The following is a 20353-nucleotide window of genomic DNA, read 5'->3' on the forward strand; positions in this document are numbered from 1 at the left end:
CCGCCGAGGTGACGACCGCCGACGTGACGACCGACGCCGCAGCGCCCGCCGCCACGGATCCGGCGCCCACCGGGCCCGACGCCGCCGAGGCCGGACTGCTCCTGCGGGTCCTCAGCGCGCTGCTGCGCGAAGACGTCGTCGGCCTGCGGACCCGCGGCACCCCCGTAGAGCTGGCGGACGGCCGCTGGCTGCGGCTGGCCGGCGGCGACGGGGCCGCCACCGACGCGCTGCTGCTCCCGGTCGCCGCCGACGGCTTCCAGTGCGCCGACGCCGCCCGGCTGCCGCTGTTGCGACGGGAGTCCGACGGCGCCGAACTGACCACCACCGACGAGGTCCTCGCGGCGCTGCGCGCCCTGGCCGACCCCGCCGACCGGGGCGGCTTCGACGACTTCGCCGAGGAGTGCCGGCAGACCCTCGACACCATCCGTCTGCACACCGAGGCGCGCCAAGAGGTCACCGAGGCACTCACCACCCGGTACGGCGCCACACCCGCCGACTGGACCGGCCTGGCCGCCGGCCTCGCCCACGACACCCTCGCCGCCCACCTGGACCACCCCGTCTACCCGACCGCACGCGGCCGGTCCGGGCTCGGCCGTGACCAACTGCGCGCGTACGCACCGGAGTTCCACCCGCGCTTCGCGCTGCGCTGGATCGCCGTACCCCAGGACGCGGTCACCCTGCCGGGCGGCCCACCGGCACTGCCCGACTGCTGGCCCACCCCTGCGGACCTCGGCCTGCCCGAGCTCGGCCGAAGCCATCTCGCGCTCCCCGTGCACCCCCTGTCGGCCGGCGCGCCATTGCGCGAAGCCCTGCGGGAGAGCGGGCTCACGGACCGTACGGTCCTCGCCGACCGGCCGTACCTGGAAGCCGTACCGACGCTTTCGATGCGTACGGTCGCCCTCGCCGAGGACCCCACCCTCCACCTCAAGGTGCCGCTCGCCACCGCGTCCCTTGGCCTGCGCAACCGCCGCACCATCAAGCCCGGCACGCTCGTCGACGGCGCGGCCGGTCAGCGGCTGCTGGAGTGCGTGATCGCCCGCGAGGAGCGGTTCGCGGAAACGGTCCTGCTCGCGGACGAGACGACGTACGCCCACGCGGGTCACGAACTCCTCGCCGTACTCTGCCGCCGCTACCCGGCGGGCCTCGACGCATCGGCCGTCGTCCCCATGGCCGCGCTGCTGAGCGAAGCACCCGACGGCGGGCTCGTGATCGACCACCTCGCCGACCGGTTCTACGGCGGCGACCCCGTCGCCCTGCTCGACGCCTGCCTCACCCTCCTCTTCGACTGGCAGACCACACTCTTCGGGTACGGCGTCGCGCTGGAGTCCCACCAGCAGAACATCTCCCTGGTGCTCGACTCCCGCGCCGGCGCGACCCGGCTGCGGCTCCTGCTGAAGGACAACGACGGGCCGCGCGTCCACACCGCCCGGCTGCGCCAGACCCTCGGCGCCGACGCCCCCGCGCCGTCCGACTTCGCCGACCCGCGGATCTTCACGGACGACGACCGGCAGCTCACCGACCTGTTCACCACGATCACGGTCCACCTGTGCGCGGGAGCGTACGCCTTCGGGCTCGCCCGGCACGGCCGCGCGTCGCTCGACGCGCTGCTGGGGCTCGTACGCGACCGGCTCGCCGAGGCCGTCGAACGGCTCGGTACCGCACCCGGCGAGCCCGGCGCGGTGCTGCGCGCCCACGTACTGGACGCTCCGAGCCTCCCGGTCAAGGCCATGGTCACGGCGGGCACCCTGCTCAGCAAGGAGCGCTCGGGCGCCGCCGACATCAACAAGCACTACACCGACGGCCCCAACTACCTCCTGCGGACGGGGGACACACGATGAGCACCACCACCCGCACTGCCGCCGCTCTCGAATCCGCTGCCGCTCCTGCCGGGACCCCTGCCGCCCCCGCCCTCGGCCGCCGCCAGGTGCAGGCCGTCGCCGGCTGCTACTTCGTGGCGTCCTTCGCCGCCCTCGGCCTGCCGCCGTACCTCACCGAGATCCTGCCGGAGTTCGGCGACACGGCCGCCCGCTGGGCCGGTCTGCTGTACGTCGTCCCGACCGTCTTCGGCGGGCTCGGCGCCCCCCTGTGGGGCCGCCTCGCCGACCGCTACGGACGCAAACGGCTCCTGCTGCGCGCCCAGCTGGGCCTCGCCGTGGCCTTCCTGCTCGCCGGCTGGGCCGACTCCCTCGCGACCTTCACCGCCGCCCTCGTCCTGCAGGGCATCCTCGGCGGCACCTTCGCCGCGTCGAACGGCTATCTCGGCGCAGCGCTCGAAGGCCCGGCCCTGTCCAGGGCGCTCACCCTGATGCAGGGCAGCGCACGCGCGGCCCTCGTCCTCGCCCCGATCGTCGTCGGCGCCCTGTCGCCCTGGCTCTCGCCACACCGCCAGTACGCCCTGCTCGCCGTACTGCCGCTCGGCGCCGCCCTGATGCTCGCCGCCCTGCCCGAACCACCCAAGGCCCGCACGGAATGCGCGCCCAGGGCGGTGGAGAGCGATGCGGCCGAGCCGCCGGTCATGCCGCTGCGCACGCTCTACGCCCTCGAGTTCGCCTTCGTCTTCTCCACCGTCATCTCCTTCCCGTACCTGATCTCCCTCGTCGACGAGCGAATACCGGGGACGACGCCGCTGATGTCCGGAGTGCTCTTCGCGCTGCCGCACGTCTGCTACCTCGTCGCCGCCATGGCCGTGCACTCCGCCTTCGAGAGCCGCCCCCGACTGGGCATCGCCCTCGGCTTCGCCTTCATCGCGCTCGGCCTCGCCGCCCACGAGGTGGCCGGTTCGCTCGCCGCCTTCGCGGGCGCCCGGCTGCTGCTCGGCGCCGGCCTGACCCTCGGCCTCGTCTGTCTGTCACTGCTGGCCGCCGGCTGCGCCAAGGGCCGGGCGCCCGGCGGCATGTTCGGCTCGCTGGAGTTCTTCTCCAAGGCCGGGGCCGTCGCCGCCGGCCTCGCGGCCGCGGCCGGCAACAACTGGTTCGGCCCCGGCGCGCCCGTACTGACCGGCACCGCCGCCGCCGTGACCGCGGCCTTCCTGGTCGCCCTCCCCATCGTGATCCGCCGTTCGTTCCGTCCTCGCAGGAGCCGTTGATGACACTGCCGACCGGCACCGCCCCCCGTCGTGCCTCCGCCCCGCGCGGTCTGCCCACCGCCGACGAGGCCGTGGCACACACCCTCCTGAACTGCCTGCTGCGCGAGGTGTCGGGCCCCGAGCACCAGACCGCCGTCGCCGAGGGGCAGCTCCTGCTGCGCCTGCCCCGGTGCGGCGTACTCCTGCGGGTCGCGCTGCGCCGCACCTCGCTGCTCGGCGCGCATCGCTTCACCGGCCCGGTGACCGAGCAGCGGGACGGCACCTGGACCGAGGTCGGCTGGCGCCGCCTCGCCGACTACGCGCACGCCGAACTCTCGCTCCGTACCGGCGTACGCAACGAGGAGTTCCTGGAGCAGGTCGCCTCCAGCCACCAGGGCGTCAGCGCCGCGCTCGCGGCCGGGCCCCGCCCGGCGGCCGACGGCCGGCACCTCTCGTACCTCGCGTCCGAGCAGTCCCTCGTCCTCGGCCACCGCTTCCACCCGACCCCGAAGGCCCGCACCGGCGACCCCGACGCCTGGTCGTCGTACGCCCCCGAGGCGGCGGCGTCCTTCCCGCTGCGCCACCTGGCCGTACGCGAGGAGCTGATCGCCGGGGAGAGCGCCGAGCCGGGCGCGGCCGACCCTCTGGACCGGCTGCACGGCGACGCGGCCCCCGCCGTCCCGGCCGGCTACCGGCTGCTGCCCGCGCACCCCTGGCAGTACGAGCTGCTGCGCGAGCACCCCGCGCTCCGCGAGGCGCTGACGCGCGGCGACGTCATCGACCTGGGGGAGGGCCGCACGCCGTTCGCCGCCACCGCGTCCGTCCGCACGCTGTACGACGGCGAGACCTTCCTGAAGTTCAGCCTCAACATCCGCATCACCAACTGCCTGCGCAAGAACTCCAGTTACGAGCTGGCAGGCGCCGTGGCCCTGACCCGCCTCCTGCGCCCGGCCCTGGCCGACCTGGCCGTCAGGTTCCCCGGCGCCGCCGTGCTCCGCGAGCCCGCCTACCGCAGCCTCGCCCTCCCCGGCCCCGACGGCGTACCGGACCTCGCGCTGCTCGAAGGCTTCGGAGTGATCGTCCGAGAGGGCCTTTCCCGGCGCCAGCTGCCCGGCACCACGGCGCTGCTGGCCGCCGCCGTCGCCGACGAGTACCCGACAGGCCCCGGCCACATCTCCCACCTCATCGACGGGGCCGGCCCGCAGGCCGCGCTGGACTGGTGGGAGGCGTACCTCGAACTGCTCCTGCCGCCCGTCCTCGCCGCCTACTTCGACCACGGCCTGGTGCTGGAGCCGCACCTGCAGAACGTCGTCGTCTGCGTCGACGACGACGGCATGCCCGCCCAGGTGCTCCTGCGCGACCTGGAGGGCACGAAGCTCGTCCCGGAACACCACGCGGACGCCCTCGCCTCGCTCCCGGCCGAGGTCGCCGGCCCCATGACGTACGACGCGGAGCGCGGCTGGGACCGGGTGGTCTACTGCCTGCTGGTCAACCACGTCGCCGAGATGCTCGCCGCCCTCGCCGACCTGCACCCGGACACCGAGCCCGCCCTGTGGGCCAAGGTCCGCGCCACGCTCCAGAACTACGCGGACCGGCACGGCTGCCCGCCCCGGCTCGCCGCCCTCCTCGCGGGCGTGCCGCTGCCGGCCAAGGCGAACCTGCTCACCCGCTGGGAGCGCAAGGCCGACCGTGAGGCCGGCTACGTACGGCTCCCCTCGCCGCTCGCCGAGGACGTCCTGTCCGGGGCGACCGGCACCGACACCCCCTGGAACGCCCGATGACCGACCCCACCTCCGCGGTGCGCGACCGCGCCCTCGCTCTGCCCTCCGCCGAGCTCCCCGCGTACCTCTACGACCTGGCGGCGCTGCGCGAGCACGCCGAGACGGTACGGGCCGCCCTGCCCGCACGCGTCGAGCTGTACTACGCGGCCAAGGCGAACCCGGACCCCGAGATCCTGGCCGCGCTCGCCCCGTACGTGGACGGCTACGAAGTCTCCTCCGGCGGCGAACTCACCCACGTCCACGAGGCAGTCCCCGGACATCCGCTGGCCTTCGGCGGTCCCGGCAAGACCCCTCGGGAGATCACGACCGCGCTGGAGCTGGGCGTACGACGCTTCCACGTGGAGAGCGCGTACGAGCTGCGCATGCTGGCCGAACTGACCGCGCGGACCGTGCCGGACGCGCGGGTGGCGGTGCTGCTGCGCTTCAATCTGCCGGTGCCGGACGGCTCGCTGGAGAACAGCTCACTGGCGATGGGCGGCCGCCCGACGCCGTTCGGACTCGACCCGGCGGAGGCCGACGAGACAGTACGGCTGCTCACCGACGGCACGTTCCCGCAACTGGACCTGCGGGGCGTCCACGCCCACCTGGCCAGCGGCCTTGAGGCCGCGGAGCAGCTGGCGGTCGCCCAGTCCGTGGTGGGCTGGGCCACCGGCCTGGCGGACCGGCACGGATTCCGCCTCGCGGAGGTCAACGTCGGCGGCGGCATGACGGTGGACTACGCCGAGCCGCAGCGCCGCTTCGACTGGGCGGCGTACGGCAAGGGGCTCGGCGAACTCGCCGACGCGCACCCGGACCTGACGATCCGTATCGAACCCGGCCGGGCGCTCACCGCGTACTGCGGCTGGTACGCCACCGAGGTGCTGGACGTGAAGAACAGCCACGGCGAGGAGTTCGCGGTCGTCCGCGGCGGTACGCACCATCTGCGCACCCCGGCCACGAAGGGCCACGACCAGCCGTGTTCCGTACTGCCGGTGGACGACTGGCCGCACCCCTGGCCGCGCTCGGCGGCCCGGCGGGACCTGGTCACCCTCACCGGTCAACTCTGCACCCCGAAGGACGTCCTGGCCCGGCGGGTCCCGGCGGCGGGTCTGCGGGCGGGGGACAGGGTGGCCTTCTCACTCGCCGGCGCGTACGCGTGGAACATCTCGCACCACGAGTTCCTGATGCATCCCCGGCCGGGATTCCACTACTTGGGCGGAGAGGAGCGGGGCTGAACCGTCGCCCTGCGGAATCCGGTCCCGCTGCGGGGCCGGATTCCGCAGGGCCGGTCGTATGACTTCTATGCCGCTGGGTACTGGCGGGGCAGCGAAGCCCGTCTCCCGGGGCCGGGCGCAGGGTGGTGACGACGCACCCTGCGCGAGCCCGTCGGGAGTGCCGGGCTTCCACCCCAAGAGGAATGGTGTGGAATATCCGGCAAAACTGGCATAGAAGGGGTTGAAGATCGTGACGGATGTATCCGGCAAGGGCCCGTCCCCCGAGGATGACCGGAAGGTACTGACCAACCGGCAGGGTCACCCGGTCTACGACAACCAGAACCAGCGCACTGTGGGACCCAGGGGCCCGGCCACCCTGGAGAACTACCAGTTCCTGGAGAAGATCAGCCACTTCGACCGTGAACGCATCCCCGAGCGCGTCGTCCATGCCCGGGGAGTCACCGCGTACGGCTACTTCGAGGCGTACGGAGCCTGGGGCGACGAGCCGATCAGCCGGTTCACCAGGGCCAAGCTCTTCCAGGAGCGCGGCAAGCGCACCGACCTGGCCGTACGCTTCTCCACCGTGATCGGGGGCCGTGACTCCTCCGAGGCGGCGCGTGACCCGCGCGGCTTCGCGGTGAAGTTCTACACGGAAGACGGCAACTGGGATCTCGTCGGGAACAACCTGGGCGTCTTCTTCATCCGGGACGCGATCAAGTTCCCGGACGTCATCCACGCGCTCAAGCCGAATCCCATCAGCTTCGAGCAGCAGCCGCGCCGGATCTTCGACTTCATGTCACAGACCCCCGAGAGCATGCACATGCTCGTCAACCTGTTCAGCCCGCGCGGTATCCCGGCCGACTACCGCCACATGCAGGGGTTCGGCGTCAACACGTACAAGTGGATCAACGCCGAGGGCGACTCCGTCCTGGTCAAGTACCACTGGCTGCCCAAGCAGGGCGTACGCAGCATGACCGAGGAGGACGCGGCCAACGTACAGGCCCAGGGGCTCGGCCACGCCACGAAGGATCTCTACGAGGCGGTGGGCCGGGGCGACTACCCGGAGTGGGAACTCGTCGTCCAGATGATGGAGGACCACGACCACCCCGAGCTGGACTTCGACCCGCTCGACGACACGAAGACGTGGCCCGAGCAGGACTTCCCGCCGAAGCCGGTCGGCAAGATGGTCCTCAACCGGATGCCGGAGAACTTCTTCGCCGAGAACGAGCAGATCTCCTTCGGCACCGGTGTGCTGGTCGACGGCCTGGACTTCTCCGACGACAAGATGCTGGTGGGCCGTACGTTCTCCTACAGCGACACCCAGCGCTACCGGGTGGGGCCGAACTACCTCCAGCTGCCCGTCAACCAGGCCAAGAACGCCGACGTACGCACCAACCAGCGCGACGGCATGATGACGTACCACGTGGACGGCGGCGGGGAGAACCCGAGCGTCAACTACGAACCGTCGATCACCGGCGGCCTGCGCGAGGGGCAGTACCCCACGCACGACGAGCAGGGCCCGGAGATCCGCGGCAGGCTCACGCGCAAGCGCATCCCGCGCACCAACGACTACATGCAGGCCGGTCAGCGCTTCCGGCTCATGGAGGACTGGGAGCGGGACGACCTGGTGCACAACTTCATCACCCTGCTGTCCGACTGCGACCGTCCCGTGCAGGAACGGATGGTGTGGCACTTCCTGATGGTCGAGAACGAGCTCGGCCTGCGGGTGGGTGACGGACTCGGGATCAGCCCGCAGGACGTCGCCGGGCTGGAGCCACTGGCCAGCCAGGACCTCACGGAGGAAGACCGCAAGCGGCTCGCGAACCTCGGGGAGAACCCTCCGCGCGACGTGACCGGTCTGACCATGACGCACTGCGTTCCCAACGAACGGCACGTCGTCACCCGGTGAAGCCGCCACAGCAGCGGTCCGGCCGACGGGCTCCGCACGTGACACGTGCGGGCCCGTCGGCCGGGGCCACCCGGACGCGCCCGGGAGGTCGATCGGGGTGGGGCGCCCTAGGCTGGGCACTCGGGGGGCCGGCGAACGTTTCTGTCGTTTCTGTCCAGGCGTTGGAGGACCCATGGCCGTACGGCATCAGCTGATCCGCACTTCGCCCGAGGCGGTGTGGGAGGTCCTGGCGGACGGGTCGCGGTACAGCGACTGGGTCGTCGGCACCTCGGAGTCGCGGCCCGGCAAGGGCCATTGGCCGGAGGTCGGCGCGACGATCGACTACACGGTGTGCGTCGGGCCGTGGACGCTGACGGGCCAGACGATCGTCCGCCGGGCCGCACCGCCGCACGAGCTGGAACTGGAGGTCGACAGCGGCCCCCTGGGCACCGCCAGGATCGCCATCGAGGTCCGCCCCTGGGGAGAGGACGCGCTGGTCATCCTCGACGAGCACCCCCTGCGCGGAGTGGGCGGCGCGCTGCACAACGCGGCCCTCGACGCCGTACTGCAACTGCGCCACCGCAGCATGCTCGGCCGGCTGGCCAAGGTCGTCGAACGCACCACGCGGCGCGCGACCGCGCGGTCCTGACCCCATGGACCCGCGGTCCGCTCCGCGCACAGGAGCCGGCGGGACAGAGCCGACCGATCACCAGCCGACCGATCACCAGCCGACCGATCAGTAGCCGACTGACCAGGAGCCGGCCGGTCAGGAGCCGGCCGGCCGGGAGACAGTGATGCCGGACGCCGTAGTGATCGGCGCGGGCCCCAACGGGCTCGTCGCCGCGAACGTGCTGGCCGATGCCGGCTGGACCGTCGAAGTCCTCGAGGCGCAGCCCGAGCCCGGAGGCGCCGTCCGCAGCGACCGCGGAGTCCATCCGGACTATGTCAGCGACCTCTTCAGCGCCTTCTATCCGCTGGCCGCCGCGTCCCCCGTCCTCGACCGCCTGCGCCTGCACGAACACGGGTTGCGCTGGAGCCACGCCCCCAGCGTGCTGGCGCATCCCCTGTCCGACGGCCGGTGCGCGGTCCTGGAACGCCGCGCCGCGGACACCGCCGCGGGCCTGGACGGCTTCGCCGCCGGTGACGGCGCGGCCTGGCGGGGACTGTGCGGCGTCTGGGACCGGCTGGGCCCCGACATCCTCGGCTCCCTCTTCACCCCCTTCCCGCCCGTACGCTCCGCCGCCCGGCTCGCGGCCCGGCTGCGCGGCGCGGGCGGACTGCGTTTCGCCCGGACGATGCTGCTGCCGGTACGCCGCCTGGGTGAGGAGGAGTTCCGTGGCGAGGCGGGCCGGCTGCTGCTCGCGGGCAACGCCCTGCACGCCGACCTCCCCCCTGAAGCGGCAGGCAGCGGCGGCTTCGGCTGGCTCATGTCCATGCTCGGTCAGAGTTACGGATTTCCCGTGCCGACCGGCGGCGCGGGCGAGCTCACCGCGGCGCTCGTACGACGACTGCGAGCGCGCGGCGGAGCTGTGCGGTGCGGCGAACGCGTCGTCGAGGTCGTCGTACGGTCGGGCCGCGCCGTGGCCGTGCGGACGGCGGGCGGCGAGACGGTTCCGGCCGGCCGGGCCGTGCTGGCGGACGTCGCCGTGCCGGACCTCTACGGCGGGCTGGTCGACGAACGGCACCTGCCCGGCCGGTTCGTCCGCGACCTGCGCGGTTTCCAGTGGGACTTCGCCACGTTCAAGGTCGACTGGGCGCTCGACGGCCGCGTGCCGTGGACGGCCGCCGGGGCATCGACTGCCGGTACGGTACACCTGGCCGACGGGGTCGACGGCCTCACCCGGTTCGCCGCGCAGATCGCGACGGGCCAGGTGCCCGACCGGCCCTTCGCCCTGTTCGGCCAGATGACGACGGCCGACGCCTCGCGTTCACCGGCGGGCACCGAATCGGCCTGGGCCTACACCCACGTCCCGCAGGAGATCAAAGGCGACGCGGGCGACGACGGCCTCACGGGCGCGTGGGACTCCCGCGAGCAGGAAGCGATGGCAGACCGGGTGGAGGCCCAGGTCGAGCGGTACGCGCCCGGCTTCCGGTCGCGGATCCTGGCCCGCCGGGTCCTCGCCCCTCCGACGCTGCAATCGATGAACGCGAATCTTCACGGCGGCGCGATCAACGGCGGCACCACCGCCATCCACCAGCAGCTCTTCTTCCGCCCCGTCCCCGGCACAGGGCGCCCCGAAACGCCCGTCAGGGGGCTCTACCTCGCCTCGGCCGGCGCACATCCGGGCGGCGGCGTCCACGGCGCTCCGGGAGCCAACGCGGCCCGGGCGGCGCTGCGCGGCCGCTCCCTGGGCGGCGTACTCAGCCGTACCCAGCGCGCTGTCAGCCGTCGCGACAGGAGCGGCAGGAGCGGCGAGCACACCGACTCCTCCCGGTCCTGACCACCCTTCACCGCTTCAGGCCCGCGGCGTCGGCGTCGGCCTCGCCGCCCGCCCCGAGCAGTCCGGTCGCCGAGAGGCCGGCGCGGCCGTCGAGCCGGCTGAGTTCGCGCCGGGCGCGGTGGGTGACGACCGCCGGCAGGCACGCGCGTGCCGCCTGTGCGGCGCGCAGCCACGGCTGGGCGTAGACGGCGGGAGAACGCCGCTCGATGCCGCGGACGAGACGGTCGACCACCGGCTGCGGCGCGTAGATCCGGCCGGCGGGCCAGGGCATGCGGGCGCGCAGGGCGCGCAGGGAGTCGTGGTGCTGGGCACCCCGGATCATGTCCGTGTCGGTCCAGCTGAGGTACGCGACGCCCACGGCCACGCCGCGGTGCGCCAACTCGGCGCGTACCGCGTGGGCGAAGGCCGCCACGCCCGCCTTGGAGGCGCCGTACGCCGACATGAGGGGTGCGGGGGCGAGGGCCGCGAGCGAGGCGACCTGGAGGTAGTAGCCGCGCGTCACGAGCAGCCCGGGCAGGAAGGCCCGGACGGTGACCGCGCTGCCGATCAGGTTGACCTCCACGACCCGGCGCCAGGTCGCCGGGTCGTGGTCGAGGAACAGCCCGCCCGCGGCCACACCGGCGTTGGCCACGAGGACGGAAGGCGGGCCGAAGCGCTGTTCCACCCGGGCGGCGGTACGCGCCATCGCGGCCTCGTCGGTGACGTCGACCGGCCAGTGGGCGGCTCTGCCCGGGAACGCGGCCGCGATCCGGGCGAGTGCCGGCTCCTCGTGGCCGAGCAGGGCCACCCTGGCCCCACGCCGCACGAGAGCGCGCGCCATGCCTTCTCCGATGCCGCGAGCGGCACCGGTGACCACCGCGGTGCGGCCCAGCAGGGGAAGTGTGCGTGGCATCGTCGCCTCCGTGATCCAGCGGTTGTCTCACCCGGCGGTGTCGGGTCGGACGGTGGTGGTGTCGAGTCGTTCGAAGGCGTTGTGCAGGGCCGTACGCAGTGGTCCGCTCGGGGGCGGTCCGTCGACGCTGTCGACGAGGCGCTGGGCGATCTCGCGCAGCTCGATGTTGGTGTACCGGGAGACGTCCACCAGAACCTGGAACGCCTCGTCGTGGGTGCAGCCTCCCAGCCTCATGACGATGGTGCGGGCCAGACCGATCACCGGACGGGTTTCCAGGGTGTGCCAGAGCTGGTTGAGTTCCTTCTTCAGCGCCCGCTCCGCGGGTACCGGCGCGGGGGGCAGCACCGTTTCCAGGGCGGCCTGGGCGGCGTGGTACTGCGCCGCGTCCGACGCCTGCCAGTACTGGTCGTCGTCTTCCCGGTGCACGGGAGCCTCGTTGTCCGCGGTGATCGTGCGGTTGTCGTTCGTCGTCATGACTCCGGCTCCTTTTGACCAGTCTGCCGGCCGCCCCGGGCACAAGCAGGGGACGGCCGGCGGCCCGCCGTTCGGACGTGCTCCTTGAGTGATTCCCTGTTTCTGCTGGTTTGAGGCTGTGAGTCTTTTTTGCTGTCGCTCCCTTTACGCCGGGGAGTTACGCCGCGGCGTTACGTCGGGGAGCGAGTCACGCTCAGGGAGCGACGCGCAGTACGAGCTTGCCGCGGGTGCGGCCCGACTCGACGTGGCGATGCGCTTCGGCGGCTTTCTCCAGCGGGAACACCTCCTCGACCTCCACGAGGAGGACGCCGGAGTCGATCAGGCGGGCGATCTCGCCCAGCACGTGCCCGTCCGGCTCGACCAGGTACGCGGTGGCGCGGCAACCACGCGACCCGGCCTTCTCCAGGAGTTCGGGGGAGACACCGGAGGGGACGGCGACGAGCAGCCCGCCGGGCCGCAGCGTGTCCAGTGAGGGGGTGGTGGTCGCGTCCGCGCCGTACGCCCCGGAGGCCGCCTTTGTCCTCTTCACCGCGTCCTTCCAGGCGACCATTTCCGTCGGGGCGCTGGCCGGTGGCGCGTGGTGGACCGTACCTCTCCCGCGACGGTCATGGCTTTCGGGGGCTCGGTCGCGGTCCTCGCGGTACTGACAGCCTGTGCGCGGCGTTCAGCGGTGCTCGCGGCCGAAGCCGAGGCCCGGGTGACGGCGGTGACATCCGCCGCGCCGGACGCGCCGAACGCGGCGGCGCGGCGGAGGGGGCGAGTGCGCCGAGTGGGCCGCCCCTCGTCCGTAGGGGCGGCCCACTCCTCAGTGCGTCAGTGCGGTCAGCACTCGCGCAGGCCGGGTGCCGGGTCGACGGACGTGTGGACGTCCACGGCCGGCATGTTGCCCCACTGGCCGTTGTCCAGCTTGGTCCAGTACCAGATGTTGTTGCCGCCCGGGTGGCTGTCGCCGCGGCCCCAGCACTGGAACCAGCTGAACGTCGTGTTCATCCGGCCGCGCACCGCCGAGGCGTACGACCGGTGCTCGTAGCCCTTTGCGCCGGCCCGGTTGCCGCAGTACAGCTTGCCGTCCGAACGGACCCCGCATTCGGCGGCGGGTCCGGCGGGGGCGGCGGTGGCGGGAGCCGTGACGCCGGCCAGGCCGGCCGTCAGAGCGGTCGCGGCGAGGGCGACGGCGAGCTTCTTGGTGAGGTTGAGGTTCAGGTGGGGGCTCATGATTGCTCCTTGAGGTGTGTGTGTCCTACGGGCAGGTGGGCACGCCGTCGAGCCAGGCCGGGCCCTTGATGTAGATGTTGGTGATCCACGCCTTGTGGTCCGGCAGATAGGACCAGGCGTCGTTGGTGATGCCTTCGGCGGTGACCGGCTGGGCGTGTTTCTGGCACGAGATACGCACGGACGTCGGCCCCGCGAACTTGTGCACCCGCGCGCTCGTGGTGGACGCCTCGGCATGTGTCCACACGTCCGTACCCCAGGTGCTGAACGTGCCTTGCCCCGGTGTGCCGTTGACGCGTACGGCCCCGAAGGAGTCGCCGCCCAGGCGCACATCACTGACCGTGATCCGGGTGCCGGACTGCCTCGCCTCGACCATCTTTCCGGCGCCGAGGTAGATCGCGATGTGATGAACCTTGCGGGCGTTCCCGTAGACCAGCAGGTCCCCGGGGACCAGCGGCCCGGTCCCCTCCGACGGGCCGAAGCGGGCAGTCGCGTGCGGGGTGTTGTACTGGCTGTGGGCCGTGCCGTTCAGGATGTCCTGGCCGGTCGCCTCGGCGTAGGCGTACCTGACCAGGCCCGAGCAGTCGAAGCCGCGCCGCTGCGGATCGTGTTCGCTGGCCGGATCGGTCGGGTCCACCATCCCGTACGTGGGCCCGGGGGCCGGGCCGTGGCCGCCGCCCCACGAGTACCACACGCCGATCTGCGAACAGGCGGCCCGTACCGCCTTCTCGGCCGCCGCCGAGGCTCCGGGTGTGAGGACGTCACACCCTTCGGCGGCCGCGGTCCCGGAAGGCGCGACCCGTACGGGCTGTCCCGCCTCCGCCGGCCAGGCGATGAGCGACAGTCCGACGGCCGCCGCCGCGGCTGCCGCTCTCCATCGATTGCGCATGTCTGATCCCCGTTCATGTTCCGTCAGGCTTCCGGTTCGACGGCTTCGGTCCGTTCGGTCCGGCCCTTCGAGCCTGAGCCGCGAAGCCCGGGGATGTCGAGGATCCAGCTGTCTCCTGGCGCGCCAGGAAACGGGAAACGCCCTGGGAAACGGCCCTCACGTCGGTGTTCCACAGCCGTACGGTGCCGTCATTGCTGCTGCTGACCAGTGCGCGCGACCGCGGATCGAAGACGACGCCCCAGACCGCGCCGCTGTGGCCGGTGAGGGTGGCGGTGAGCCGGTGGTGCGTGGTGTCCCAGAGGCGCACCGTGCCGTCACTGCCGCTGCTCGCCAGCGTCGTGCCCGGCCTATCCGCGCCCGCGCCCGGATCGAAGGCGACCGCCCGCACCGCGCCGCTGTGGCCGGTGAGGGTGGCGGCGGGCCGGTGGTGCGTGGTGTCCCAGAGGCGCACCGTCCCGTCATTGCCACTGCTCGCCAGCGTCCGCCCGTCCCGGCTGTACGCCAGGCCGCGCACCGAGCCCGTGTGGCCGCGCAGCACTCCGCGGGCCCGCCGGTCCGCCACGCTCCACAGCCGCACCGTCAGGTCGTCACCACCGACCGCCAGCATCTTGCCGCCCGGGCTGAACGCGACCGCGTTCGCGAAGTCCTGATGGCCCGTGAGGGTGGTGAGGAGTCTGTGGCGGCGTACGTCCCAGAGCTTGACCGTACGGTCGGCGCTCGCGGAGGCGAGGAGATGTCCGTCGGAGGAGAAGGCGATGCCGAAGACGGAGCCGGTGTGTCCGGTGAGGGTGGTGAGCAGTCTGTGGCGGCGTACGTCCCAGAGCCTGACCGTACGGTCGGCGCCCGCGGAGGCGAGGAGGCGTCCGTCGGGGGAGAAGGTGACGCCGAAGACGGAGCCGGTGTGTCCGGTGAGGGTGGTGAGCAGTCTGTGGCGGCGTACGTCCCACAGCTTGACCGTACGGTCCACGCTCGCCGACGCCAGCAGCCGCCCGTCCGGCGCGACCGCCGACTGCCACGCCTCGGCGAACGGCCGCGCGGTCAGCGCCGCCCGGTCCAGGTCCCACAGCACCACCGACTGGTCGAAGCCCGCCGTCGCCACCACATGGCCGCCGCTGACGGCGGCCCCGAGCACGTAGTCCGTGTGCCCGGCCAGCGTCGCGGTCACCCGGTGGCTCGCCGTGTCCCACACCTTTGCCGTGCCGTCGCCGCCCGCGCTGACGACGGTGGCCCCGTCCTCGCCGTACGCCACGGCGTTGACGTCGTCGCTGTGGCCGGTGAGGGTGGCCCGGACACGCAGGCGGCGTACGTCCCAGATCTTGACCGTACGGTCCGCACTGCCCGAGGCGACGCTGCGCCCGTCCGGGCTGAAGGCCACCCCCAGGATGCCGTCACTGTGCCCGCTCAGCGTCGCCCGCCCGGCGCGCCGGGCCACGTCCCAGAGCCTGACCGTACGGTCCGACGAGCCCGAAACGACGGTTCGCCCGTCGGCGCTGAAAGCGACCCCGTGCACGCTGTCGCCGTGGCCCCGCAGCGTCGCCCGTACCTGCCGGCGCGCCACGTCCCACAGCCGCACCGTCCCGTCCGCTCCGCCCGACACGAGGCTCCGCCCGCCGGGACCGAAGGCGACCGACCGTACGGCGCCGCCGTGGCCGAGCAGCGTCCCGGCCGGCTGACGGTCCGCCACGCCCCACAGCCGCACCGACCCGTCGGAGCCCGCCGACGCGATCAGCCGCCCGTCGGGACTGAACGCCACGGAGATCACCGGACCGCTGTGGCCCGTGAGCGTATCCACCGGGGTGCGGTGGTCCGCCCCTCCCCACAGCCGCACGGTGCCGTCCGAACTGGCCGATGCCAGCAGCCTGTCGCCGGGGCTGAACGCCACGCCGTTGGCCGGTCCCGTGTGCCCGCCGAGGCGGCCCGCGAAGTACTGCGCCTGTGTGCTGAGCAGCGCGCCGCGCGCCTCGGTGGTCGGCGCGGTGCGGTACGCCTCGGCCGCCAGGCGCATCGACGCCTCCGGCTGCCCCGACGCCAGAGCGCCGGACCGTACCGCCATCGCCTGCGACTGGGCGATCCGGCGCTCGTCGACCGCGCGGGACCGCTGGTGGAACGCCGTTCCGCCCGCGAGGAGTGCCAGTACCAGCAGCGCGCCAAGCAGCACCAGCAGCCTGCGGTGGGTGCGCACCTGGCGCCGCGCGGCCTGCTTGCCGGCCTCCTCCTGGGCCCGGCTCGCGTCGAGGAACTCGGTTTCGTACGTGGCGAGTTCGGCCCGTCCGTCGGTCTGCTCCGCCCATTCCCGTACGGCGGCGAGCCGCGTCCCCCGGTACAGGAGCCCGGGATCGCGGTCCGCGCGCACCCACTCGGCGGCGGCCTCGGCGAGCTGCTGGTGGATGAGCAGCCCGGCCCGGTTGGTGCCGATCCAGCCCCGCAGCCGGGGCCAGGCGCGCAGCAGCGCCTCGTGGGTGATCTCCACCGCGTCGCTGTCCACGGTGATGAGCCGGGCCCGTACGAACGCGTCGAGCGCCACCTCCACACCGTGCCTGTCGGGCAGTTGCTCCAGCAGCAGCTCACGGCTCGTCCTGCGCCGGGTCGCCGCGTCGCTGTCCCCGCCCGCGTTGCCGCCGCCGTCGCCCGCGCCGACCTGGACCAGTCGCACCAGCACCCGCCGCGCCATCTCCTGCTCGGCCGGCCGAAGCCGGGTGAACACGGCTTCGGCCGTCCGCGCGATCGCGCCGTGGATGCCGCCGGTCGTCTTGTAGCCCGCGACGGTCAGCGTCCGGCCGGTGCGCTGCTGCCAGGTGACCAGCAGGGCGTGGGCGAGCAGGGGCAGCGCGCCGGGCGAGGCCGGCGTGAGATCGTCCTGGCTGCCCCGGCCGGTGCCTCTGACCCCCACATCGCGGAGCAGCAGACCGACGAGACCTGGCTCCAGGGCCAGCCCCGCTCGCTGGGCGGGAAGCGTGATGGACTCGCGCAGTTCGGCGGCGGTCATCGGGCCGAGCGCGAACAGGCCGTGCGAGAAGACGGCCGCCAGCTCCGGGTGGTCGAGGCAACGGCCGCTGAAGTCGGCCCGTACGCCCAGCACCACGACACCGGGCGGCCTCTCGTCGTCCCCGTCGGCGTCCTCGTCGGCAGGGGTGGCGAGCGCGGACAGCGCCGCGACGAAGGCGCGCCGCTCCGCCTCGTCCGCGCACAGCGTGAACGTCTCCTCGAACTGGTCGACCAGCAGCACCAGCCGCCCCGGCCCCGCCGCCAGCAGCGGCCGTACGGCCTCGGCAAGCCCCCGTGGCCGCACCCGCAACGACTCCGGGTCCACCCCGAGCCCCGCCCCCAGCGCCTCGGTCACGCACCGCAGCAGCTCCTTCAGCGGATGCGCGGTGGGCGTGCACGCCACCACCGGCCAGCCGCTCGACCCCTCGACGGGCAGCGCGCCGCGCCGCAGCGCGGGCACCAGACCGGCCCGCAGCAGTGAGGACTTGCCCGCCCCCGAGGAGGCCACGACCGCGAGTGGTCCGCTGCCGGCCCGTTCGGCGAGCTTGCCGACCAGCTCGGCGGTCGCCCGCTCCCGCCCGAAGAACCACTGCGCGTGCTCGGGCCCGAAGGCCGCGAGGCCCCGGTACGGGCACACCGCGTCGGCCGGGCCGGGCCGTTGGGGCGACGGCGTTGTCATCGGACGGCGCGCGGGCGGTACTTCGGCGACCAGCCGCACCAGGGCGCCGCCCGCGCCCAGCGCCTCGTCGCAGCGCCTGGCCACGTCCGGGGTCGGTGGCTTGCCGCCGTTCTCGATCTTGCTGAGATAGCCCTTGCTGTAATGGATCGACCGGGCCAGCGCCGTGAGCGAGATGCCGCGCTCGCTCCGCAGACGCCGCAGTTCTTCCCCGAAGGAGCGTGCGCCCCGGACCCCGTCCATGCGGGGCACCGTACAGGCCGATTACGGTCAGTTTCCTCATGTAGTAACGCTTTTGCCTGAATCCTGGTCGGCCCGGCTTGCGTGCCCCGCGGGCAGGGTAGGGGGCCAGGTCTTCCTCACTCCGCCGCTCGCCTCGGCCGTACGACCATCAGCGCCAGCAGCGCACCCGCCCCGCACAGTGCGCCGACGCCCACCCACAGCGGGTCGTACGAGCCGAACGCGTCCCGCGCCGCGCCGCCCGCGAACGCGGCCAGTCCGGCACCCAGTTGGTGCGCCGCTCCGACCCAGCCGAAGACGATGGAACTGCCCCTGCCGTACAGCTCGCGGCACAGGGCGAGCGTCGGCGGCACCGTGGCGACGTCGAGCAGCCCGAAGAGCACGACAAAGGCGAACAGGGGCGCCCCGATGTGCGCCGTCAGCAGCAGGGGCAGGGCGAGGAGCGTGAGGCCGCGCAGCGCGTAGTACGCGGCGAGCAGGCGCCGGGGGTCGAGGCGGTCGGTCAGCCAGCCCGAGGCGACGGTTCCCGCGACGTTGAAGACGCCGATCGTCGCGAGCAGCGACGAGGCGACGGTGGCGGGCATGCCGTGATCGTGCGCGGCCGGGGTGAAGTGGGTCCACATGACGCCGTTCGTCGACGCGCCGCAGATCGCGAACGTCGCCGCCAGCAGCCAGAAGGGACCCGTGCGCGCCGACCGTGCGAGCACGTGAACGGTCCGCCGCGCCGCTCCGGGAACGGGCACGGGCCGCTGCGGGGAACGCTCCGCGGCGTGCTCCGGCGCCCCGTACGGCCGTAGTCCGACATCCGTCGGACGATCACGCAGCAGCAGGAGTACGAGCGGCAGGGCGGCCAGCGCCGCCACGACGAGCGTCACGGTCCCGGCGCGCCACGCGTACCGCTCGACGATCCAGGACAGCAACGGCAGGAACACGAACTGCCCACACACCCCGGCCGCGGTGAGCACACCGGTGACCAGTCCCCGGCGGCGTACGAACCAGCGGTCGGTCACGGTCGCGGCGAACGCCATCGCCATCGAGCCGCAGCCCGTACCGACGAGCACACCCCAGGCCAGTACGAACTGCCAGGGCCGCGTCATCACCGTGGTGAACAGGGCGCCCGTCGCGACGGCCGCCAGCGCGCCGCCGGCCACCCGGCGCATCCCGAAGCGGTCCATCAGGGCGGCGGCGAACGGCGCCGTCAGGCCGTACAGGACCATGTTCACCGACGCGCCGAGCCCGATCGTGGAGCGCGACCAGCCGAACTCCCGGTGCAGCGGGCCGGTCAGCAGTCCCGCCATGGTGGTGAAGGCCCCCGCCGCGACGATCGCCAGAGCGGCGACCGCGGCGACCCCCCAGGCCCGGTGCACCCGTGCCCGTACCCGAGGCCGCTTGTGTGGACTCCGCGTGATCTGAACCATGCGTCCGACCCTGCGCCGTGGCCCGGCGGCGGACCAGTGGCGAGAACGTCATGGTGTGAAAGAATCTCGCCATGCCGCTCGTGTCGCCCGCATCAGCGTTCCGGAACCCGGGAAACCCGCACCGCGTCGCCGTCCTCGTGCGTGACGGGCTGCTCACCATGGAACTGGGCATCGTCCACCGGCTGTTCAGACAGGCCGTCTCGGCCGGCGGCGAGCCCCTGTACGAGGTCCTGACCTGCACACCCGAGCCCGGCGACGTACGCACGGACGCCGATGTCACCCTCCACGTCGCCCACGGCACGGACATCCTCGCCGAAGCCGACACCGTGATCGTCCCGGCCTCCGACGAGGACTACACACCCCGCGCCGAGCCCCACCTGCCGCCCGCCCTCGCGAAGGCCCTGGGCCGGATCCACCCCGACGCCCGCATCGCGTCCATCTGCACCGGCTCCTTCGTCCTCGCGGCGGCCGGACTGCTCGACGGGAAGCGCGCCACCACGCACTGGCGCTCCGCCGCCGATCTCCAGCGGCTCCACCCGGCCGTGCGCGTCGACCCGGACGTGCTCTACACCGACGAGGACGGCGTACTCACGGCGGCGGGCGTGGCCTCCGGCATCGACCTGTGCCTGCACATGATCCGCTGCGACCACGGGTCACGCGTGGCCAACGAGGTGGCCCGCGGCACGGTCGTCCCGCCGCACCGCGACGGCGGCCAGGCGCAGTACATTCCGCGCCCGGTCACCGCCCCGCGCCAGTCGTCCACCGAACCCGCCCGCACGTGGGCCCTGGAGCACCTGGACCGGCCCATCAGCCTGCGCGAGCTCGCCGGCCGCGCCGCGATGAGTACGCGCACGTTCTCCCGCCGGTTCTGCGAGGAGACCGGACAGACGCCGGTCCAGTGGCTCACCGCACAGCGGGTCGACCGCGCCCGGCAGCTGCTCGAGGAGACGGACCTGCCGGTCGACCGGGTGGCGGCGGCGGTCGGTTTCGGCACGGCGGTGTCGCTGCGCCAGCACCTGCACGCCGCTCTGGGCGTCTCGCCGAGCGCCTACCGCTCCACGTTCAGGGGCACGGCGGCGCGTGGGGGAGCGGGCGCGGCAGCGGGCGTCACGGCGACGGATGCCGACGGGCGCCGTCCGGCTTAGCCTGAGAAGGCCCGATCCGTACGCGCGCACTCGCCCCCGTACAACGAGGCAAGGA

The 20353-nt window shown here is 73.2% G+C and carries 15 protein-coding genes; 8 read left to right on the forward strand and 7 right to left on the reverse strand.

Annotation, left to right across the window (positions count from 1 at the left end; all coding sequences use genetic code 11):
• Window positions 1-23 precede the first annotated feature (23 nt).
• The 7 genes from J7E91_RS02970 to J7E91_RS03000 all read left to right on the forward strand — a co-directional run bounded on the left by J7E91_RS02970 (window position 24) and on the right by J7E91_RS03000 (window position 10367).
• Complete coding sequence (locus tag J7E91_RS02970; protein ID WP_214899012.1) at window positions 24-1838, forward strand: IucA/IucC family protein; 1815 nt, start codon at window positions 24-26, stop codon at window positions 1836-1838.
• Complete coding sequence (locus J7E91_RS02975; RefSeq protein ID WP_214898864.1) at window positions 1835-3085, forward strand: MFS transporter; 1251 nt, start codon at window positions 1835-1837, stop codon at window positions 3083-3085. Before J7E91_RS02970 ends, J7E91_RS02975 begins: the two co-directional genes overlap by 4 nt.
• Complete coding sequence (locus J7E91_RS02980) at window positions 3085-4845, forward strand: IucA/IucC family siderophore biosynthesis protein (protein ID WP_214898865.1); 1761 nt, start codon at window positions 3085-3087, stop codon at window positions 4843-4845. Before J7E91_RS02975 ends, J7E91_RS02980 begins: the two co-directional genes overlap by 1 nt.
• A complete protein-coding gene (locus J7E91_RS02985) occupies window positions 4842-6059 on the forward strand; it encodes a type III PLP-dependent enzyme (protein ID WP_214898866.1) in 1218 nt (405 codons plus the stop codon). The genes J7E91_RS02980 and J7E91_RS02985 overlap by 4 nt, the downstream gene beginning before the upstream one ends.
• A gap of 229 nt (window positions 6060-6288) precedes the next feature.
• The gene (locus tag J7E91_RS02990) at window positions 6289-7947 is read left to right on the forward strand and encodes a catalase (RefSeq protein WP_214898868.1); all 1659 of its coding nucleotides are present in this window, start codon (window positions 6289-6291) and stop codon (window positions 7945-7947) included.
• 172 nt (window positions 7948-8119) lie between these two features.
• Complete coding sequence (locus J7E91_RS02995; RefSeq protein ID WP_214898869.1) at window positions 8120-8575, forward strand: SRPBCC family protein; 456 nt, start codon at window positions 8120-8122, stop codon at window positions 8573-8575.
• 145 nt (window positions 8576-8720) lie between these two features.
• Window positions 8721-10367: an NAD(P)/FAD-dependent oxidoreductase gene (locus J7E91_RS03000; RefSeq protein WP_214898871.1), complete on the forward strand. Its 1647-nt coding sequence runs from the start codon at window positions 8721-8723 to the stop codon at window positions 10365-10367.
• 7 nt (window positions 10368-10374) lie between these two features.
• Here J7E91_RS03000 and J7E91_RS03005 read toward each other — a convergent pair whose 3' ends face one another.
• The 7 genes from J7E91_RS03005 to J7E91_RS03035 all read right to left on the reverse strand — a co-directional run bounded on the left by J7E91_RS03005 (window position 10375) and on the right by J7E91_RS03035 (window position 19153).
• Entirely contained in the window at window positions 10375-11259 is an 885-nt protein-coding gene (locus tag J7E91_RS03005) for an SDR family oxidoreductase (RefSeq protein ID WP_214898873.1), read from the reverse strand.
• A gap of 27 nt (window positions 11260-11286) precedes the next feature.
• A complete protein-coding gene (locus J7E91_RS03010) occupies window positions 11287-11733 on the reverse strand; it encodes an ANTAR domain-containing protein (protein WP_214898874.1) in 447 nt (148 codons plus the stop codon).
• A 193-nt stretch (window positions 11734-11926) separates the two neighbouring features.
• Window positions 11927-12262, reverse strand: coding sequence for a zinc-binding dehydrogenase (locus J7E91_RS03015; protein WP_374224609.1), 336 nt, complete (start codon window positions 12260-12262; stop codon window positions 11927-11929).
• Window positions 12263-12555: 293 nt separating this feature from the next.
• Complete coding sequence (locus tag J7E91_RS03020; RefSeq protein WP_214898876.1) at window positions 12556-12948, reverse strand: hypothetical protein; 393 nt, start codon at window positions 12946-12948, stop codon at window positions 12556-12558.
• A gap of 25 nt (window positions 12949-12973) precedes the next feature.
• A complete protein-coding gene (locus J7E91_RS03025; protein ID WP_214898877.1) occupies window positions 12974-13834 on the reverse strand; it encodes an NlpC/P60 family protein in 861 nt (286 codons plus the stop codon).
• A 13-nt stretch (window positions 13835-13847) separates the two neighbouring features.
• Complete coding sequence (locus tag J7E91_RS03030) at window positions 13848-17738, reverse strand: helix-turn-helix domain-containing protein (protein WP_214898878.1); 3891 nt, start codon at window positions 17736-17738, stop codon at window positions 13848-13850.
• Between the two features lie 116 nt (window positions 17739-17854).
• On the reverse strand, window positions 17855-19153 hold the full coding sequence (locus J7E91_RS03035; RefSeq protein WP_214898879.1) for an MFS transporter: 1299 nt from the start codon (window positions 19151-19153) through the stop codon (window positions 17855-17857).
• A 71-nt stretch (window positions 19154-19224) separates the two neighbouring features.
• Between J7E91_RS03035 and J7E91_RS03040 the strand changes: the two genes are divergently transcribed.
• Complete coding sequence (locus J7E91_RS03040) at window positions 19225-20298, forward strand: GlxA family transcriptional regulator (RefSeq protein ID WP_214898880.1); 1074 nt, start codon at window positions 19225-19227, stop codon at window positions 20296-20298.
• Window positions 20299-20353 lie beyond the last annotated feature (55 nt).

This window comes from Streptomyces sp. ISL-99, assembly GCF_018614005.1.
Lineage (GTDB): Bacteria > Actinomycetota > Actinomycetes > Streptomycetales > Streptomycetaceae > Streptomyces > Streptomyces flavidovirens.

Excerpts from the sequence above, each read along its gene's own strand:
- J7E91_RS02975 (WP_214898864.1), top strand. The coding sequence starts at position 1,835 with ATGAGCACCACCACCCGCACTGCCGCCGCTCTCGAATCCGCTGCCGCT.
- J7E91_RS02980 (WP_214898865.1), top strand. The coding sequence starts at position 3,085 with ATGACACTGCCGACCGGCACCGCCCCCCGTCGTGCCTCCGCCCCGCGC.
- J7E91_RS02985 (WP_214898866.1), top strand. The coding sequence starts at position 4,842 with ATGACCGACCCCACCTCCGCGGTGCGCGACCGCGCCCTCGCTCTGCCC.
- J7E91_RS02995 (WP_214898869.1), top strand. The coding sequence starts at position 8,120 with ATGGCCGTACGGCATCAGCTGATCCGCACTTCGCCCGAGGCGGTGTGG.
- J7E91_RS03000 (WP_214898871.1), top strand. The coding sequence starts at position 8,721 with ATGCCGGACGCCGTAGTGATCGGCGCGGGCCCCAACGGGCTCGTCGCC.
- J7E91_RS03005 (WP_214898873.1), bottom strand. The coding sequence starts at position 11,259 with ATGCCACGCACACTTCCCCTGCTGGGCCGCACCGCGGTGGTCACCGGT.
- J7E91_RS03010 (WP_214898874.1), bottom strand. The coding sequence starts at position 11,733 with ATGACGACGAACGACAACCGCACGATCACCGCGGACAACGAGGCTCCC.
- J7E91_RS03020 (WP_214898876.1), bottom strand. The coding sequence starts at position 12,948 with ATGAGCCCCCACCTGAACCTCAACCTCACCAAGAAGCTCGCCGTCGCC.
- J7E91_RS03025 (WP_214898877.1), bottom strand. The coding sequence starts at position 13,834 with ATGCGCAATCGATGGAGAGCGGCAGCCGCGGCGGCGGCCGTCGGACTG.
- J7E91_RS03030 (WP_214898878.1), bottom strand. The coding sequence starts at position 17,738 with ATGGACGGGGTCCGGGGCGCACGCTCCTTCGGGGAAGAACTGCGGCGT.
- J7E91_RS03035 (WP_214898879.1), bottom strand. The coding sequence starts at position 19,153 with ATGGTTCAGATCACGCGGAGTCCACACAAGCGGCCTCGGGTACGGGCA.
- J7E91_RS03040 (WP_214898880.1), top strand. The coding sequence starts at position 19,225 with ATGCCGCTCGTGTCGCCCGCATCAGCGTTCCGGAACCCGGGAAACCCG.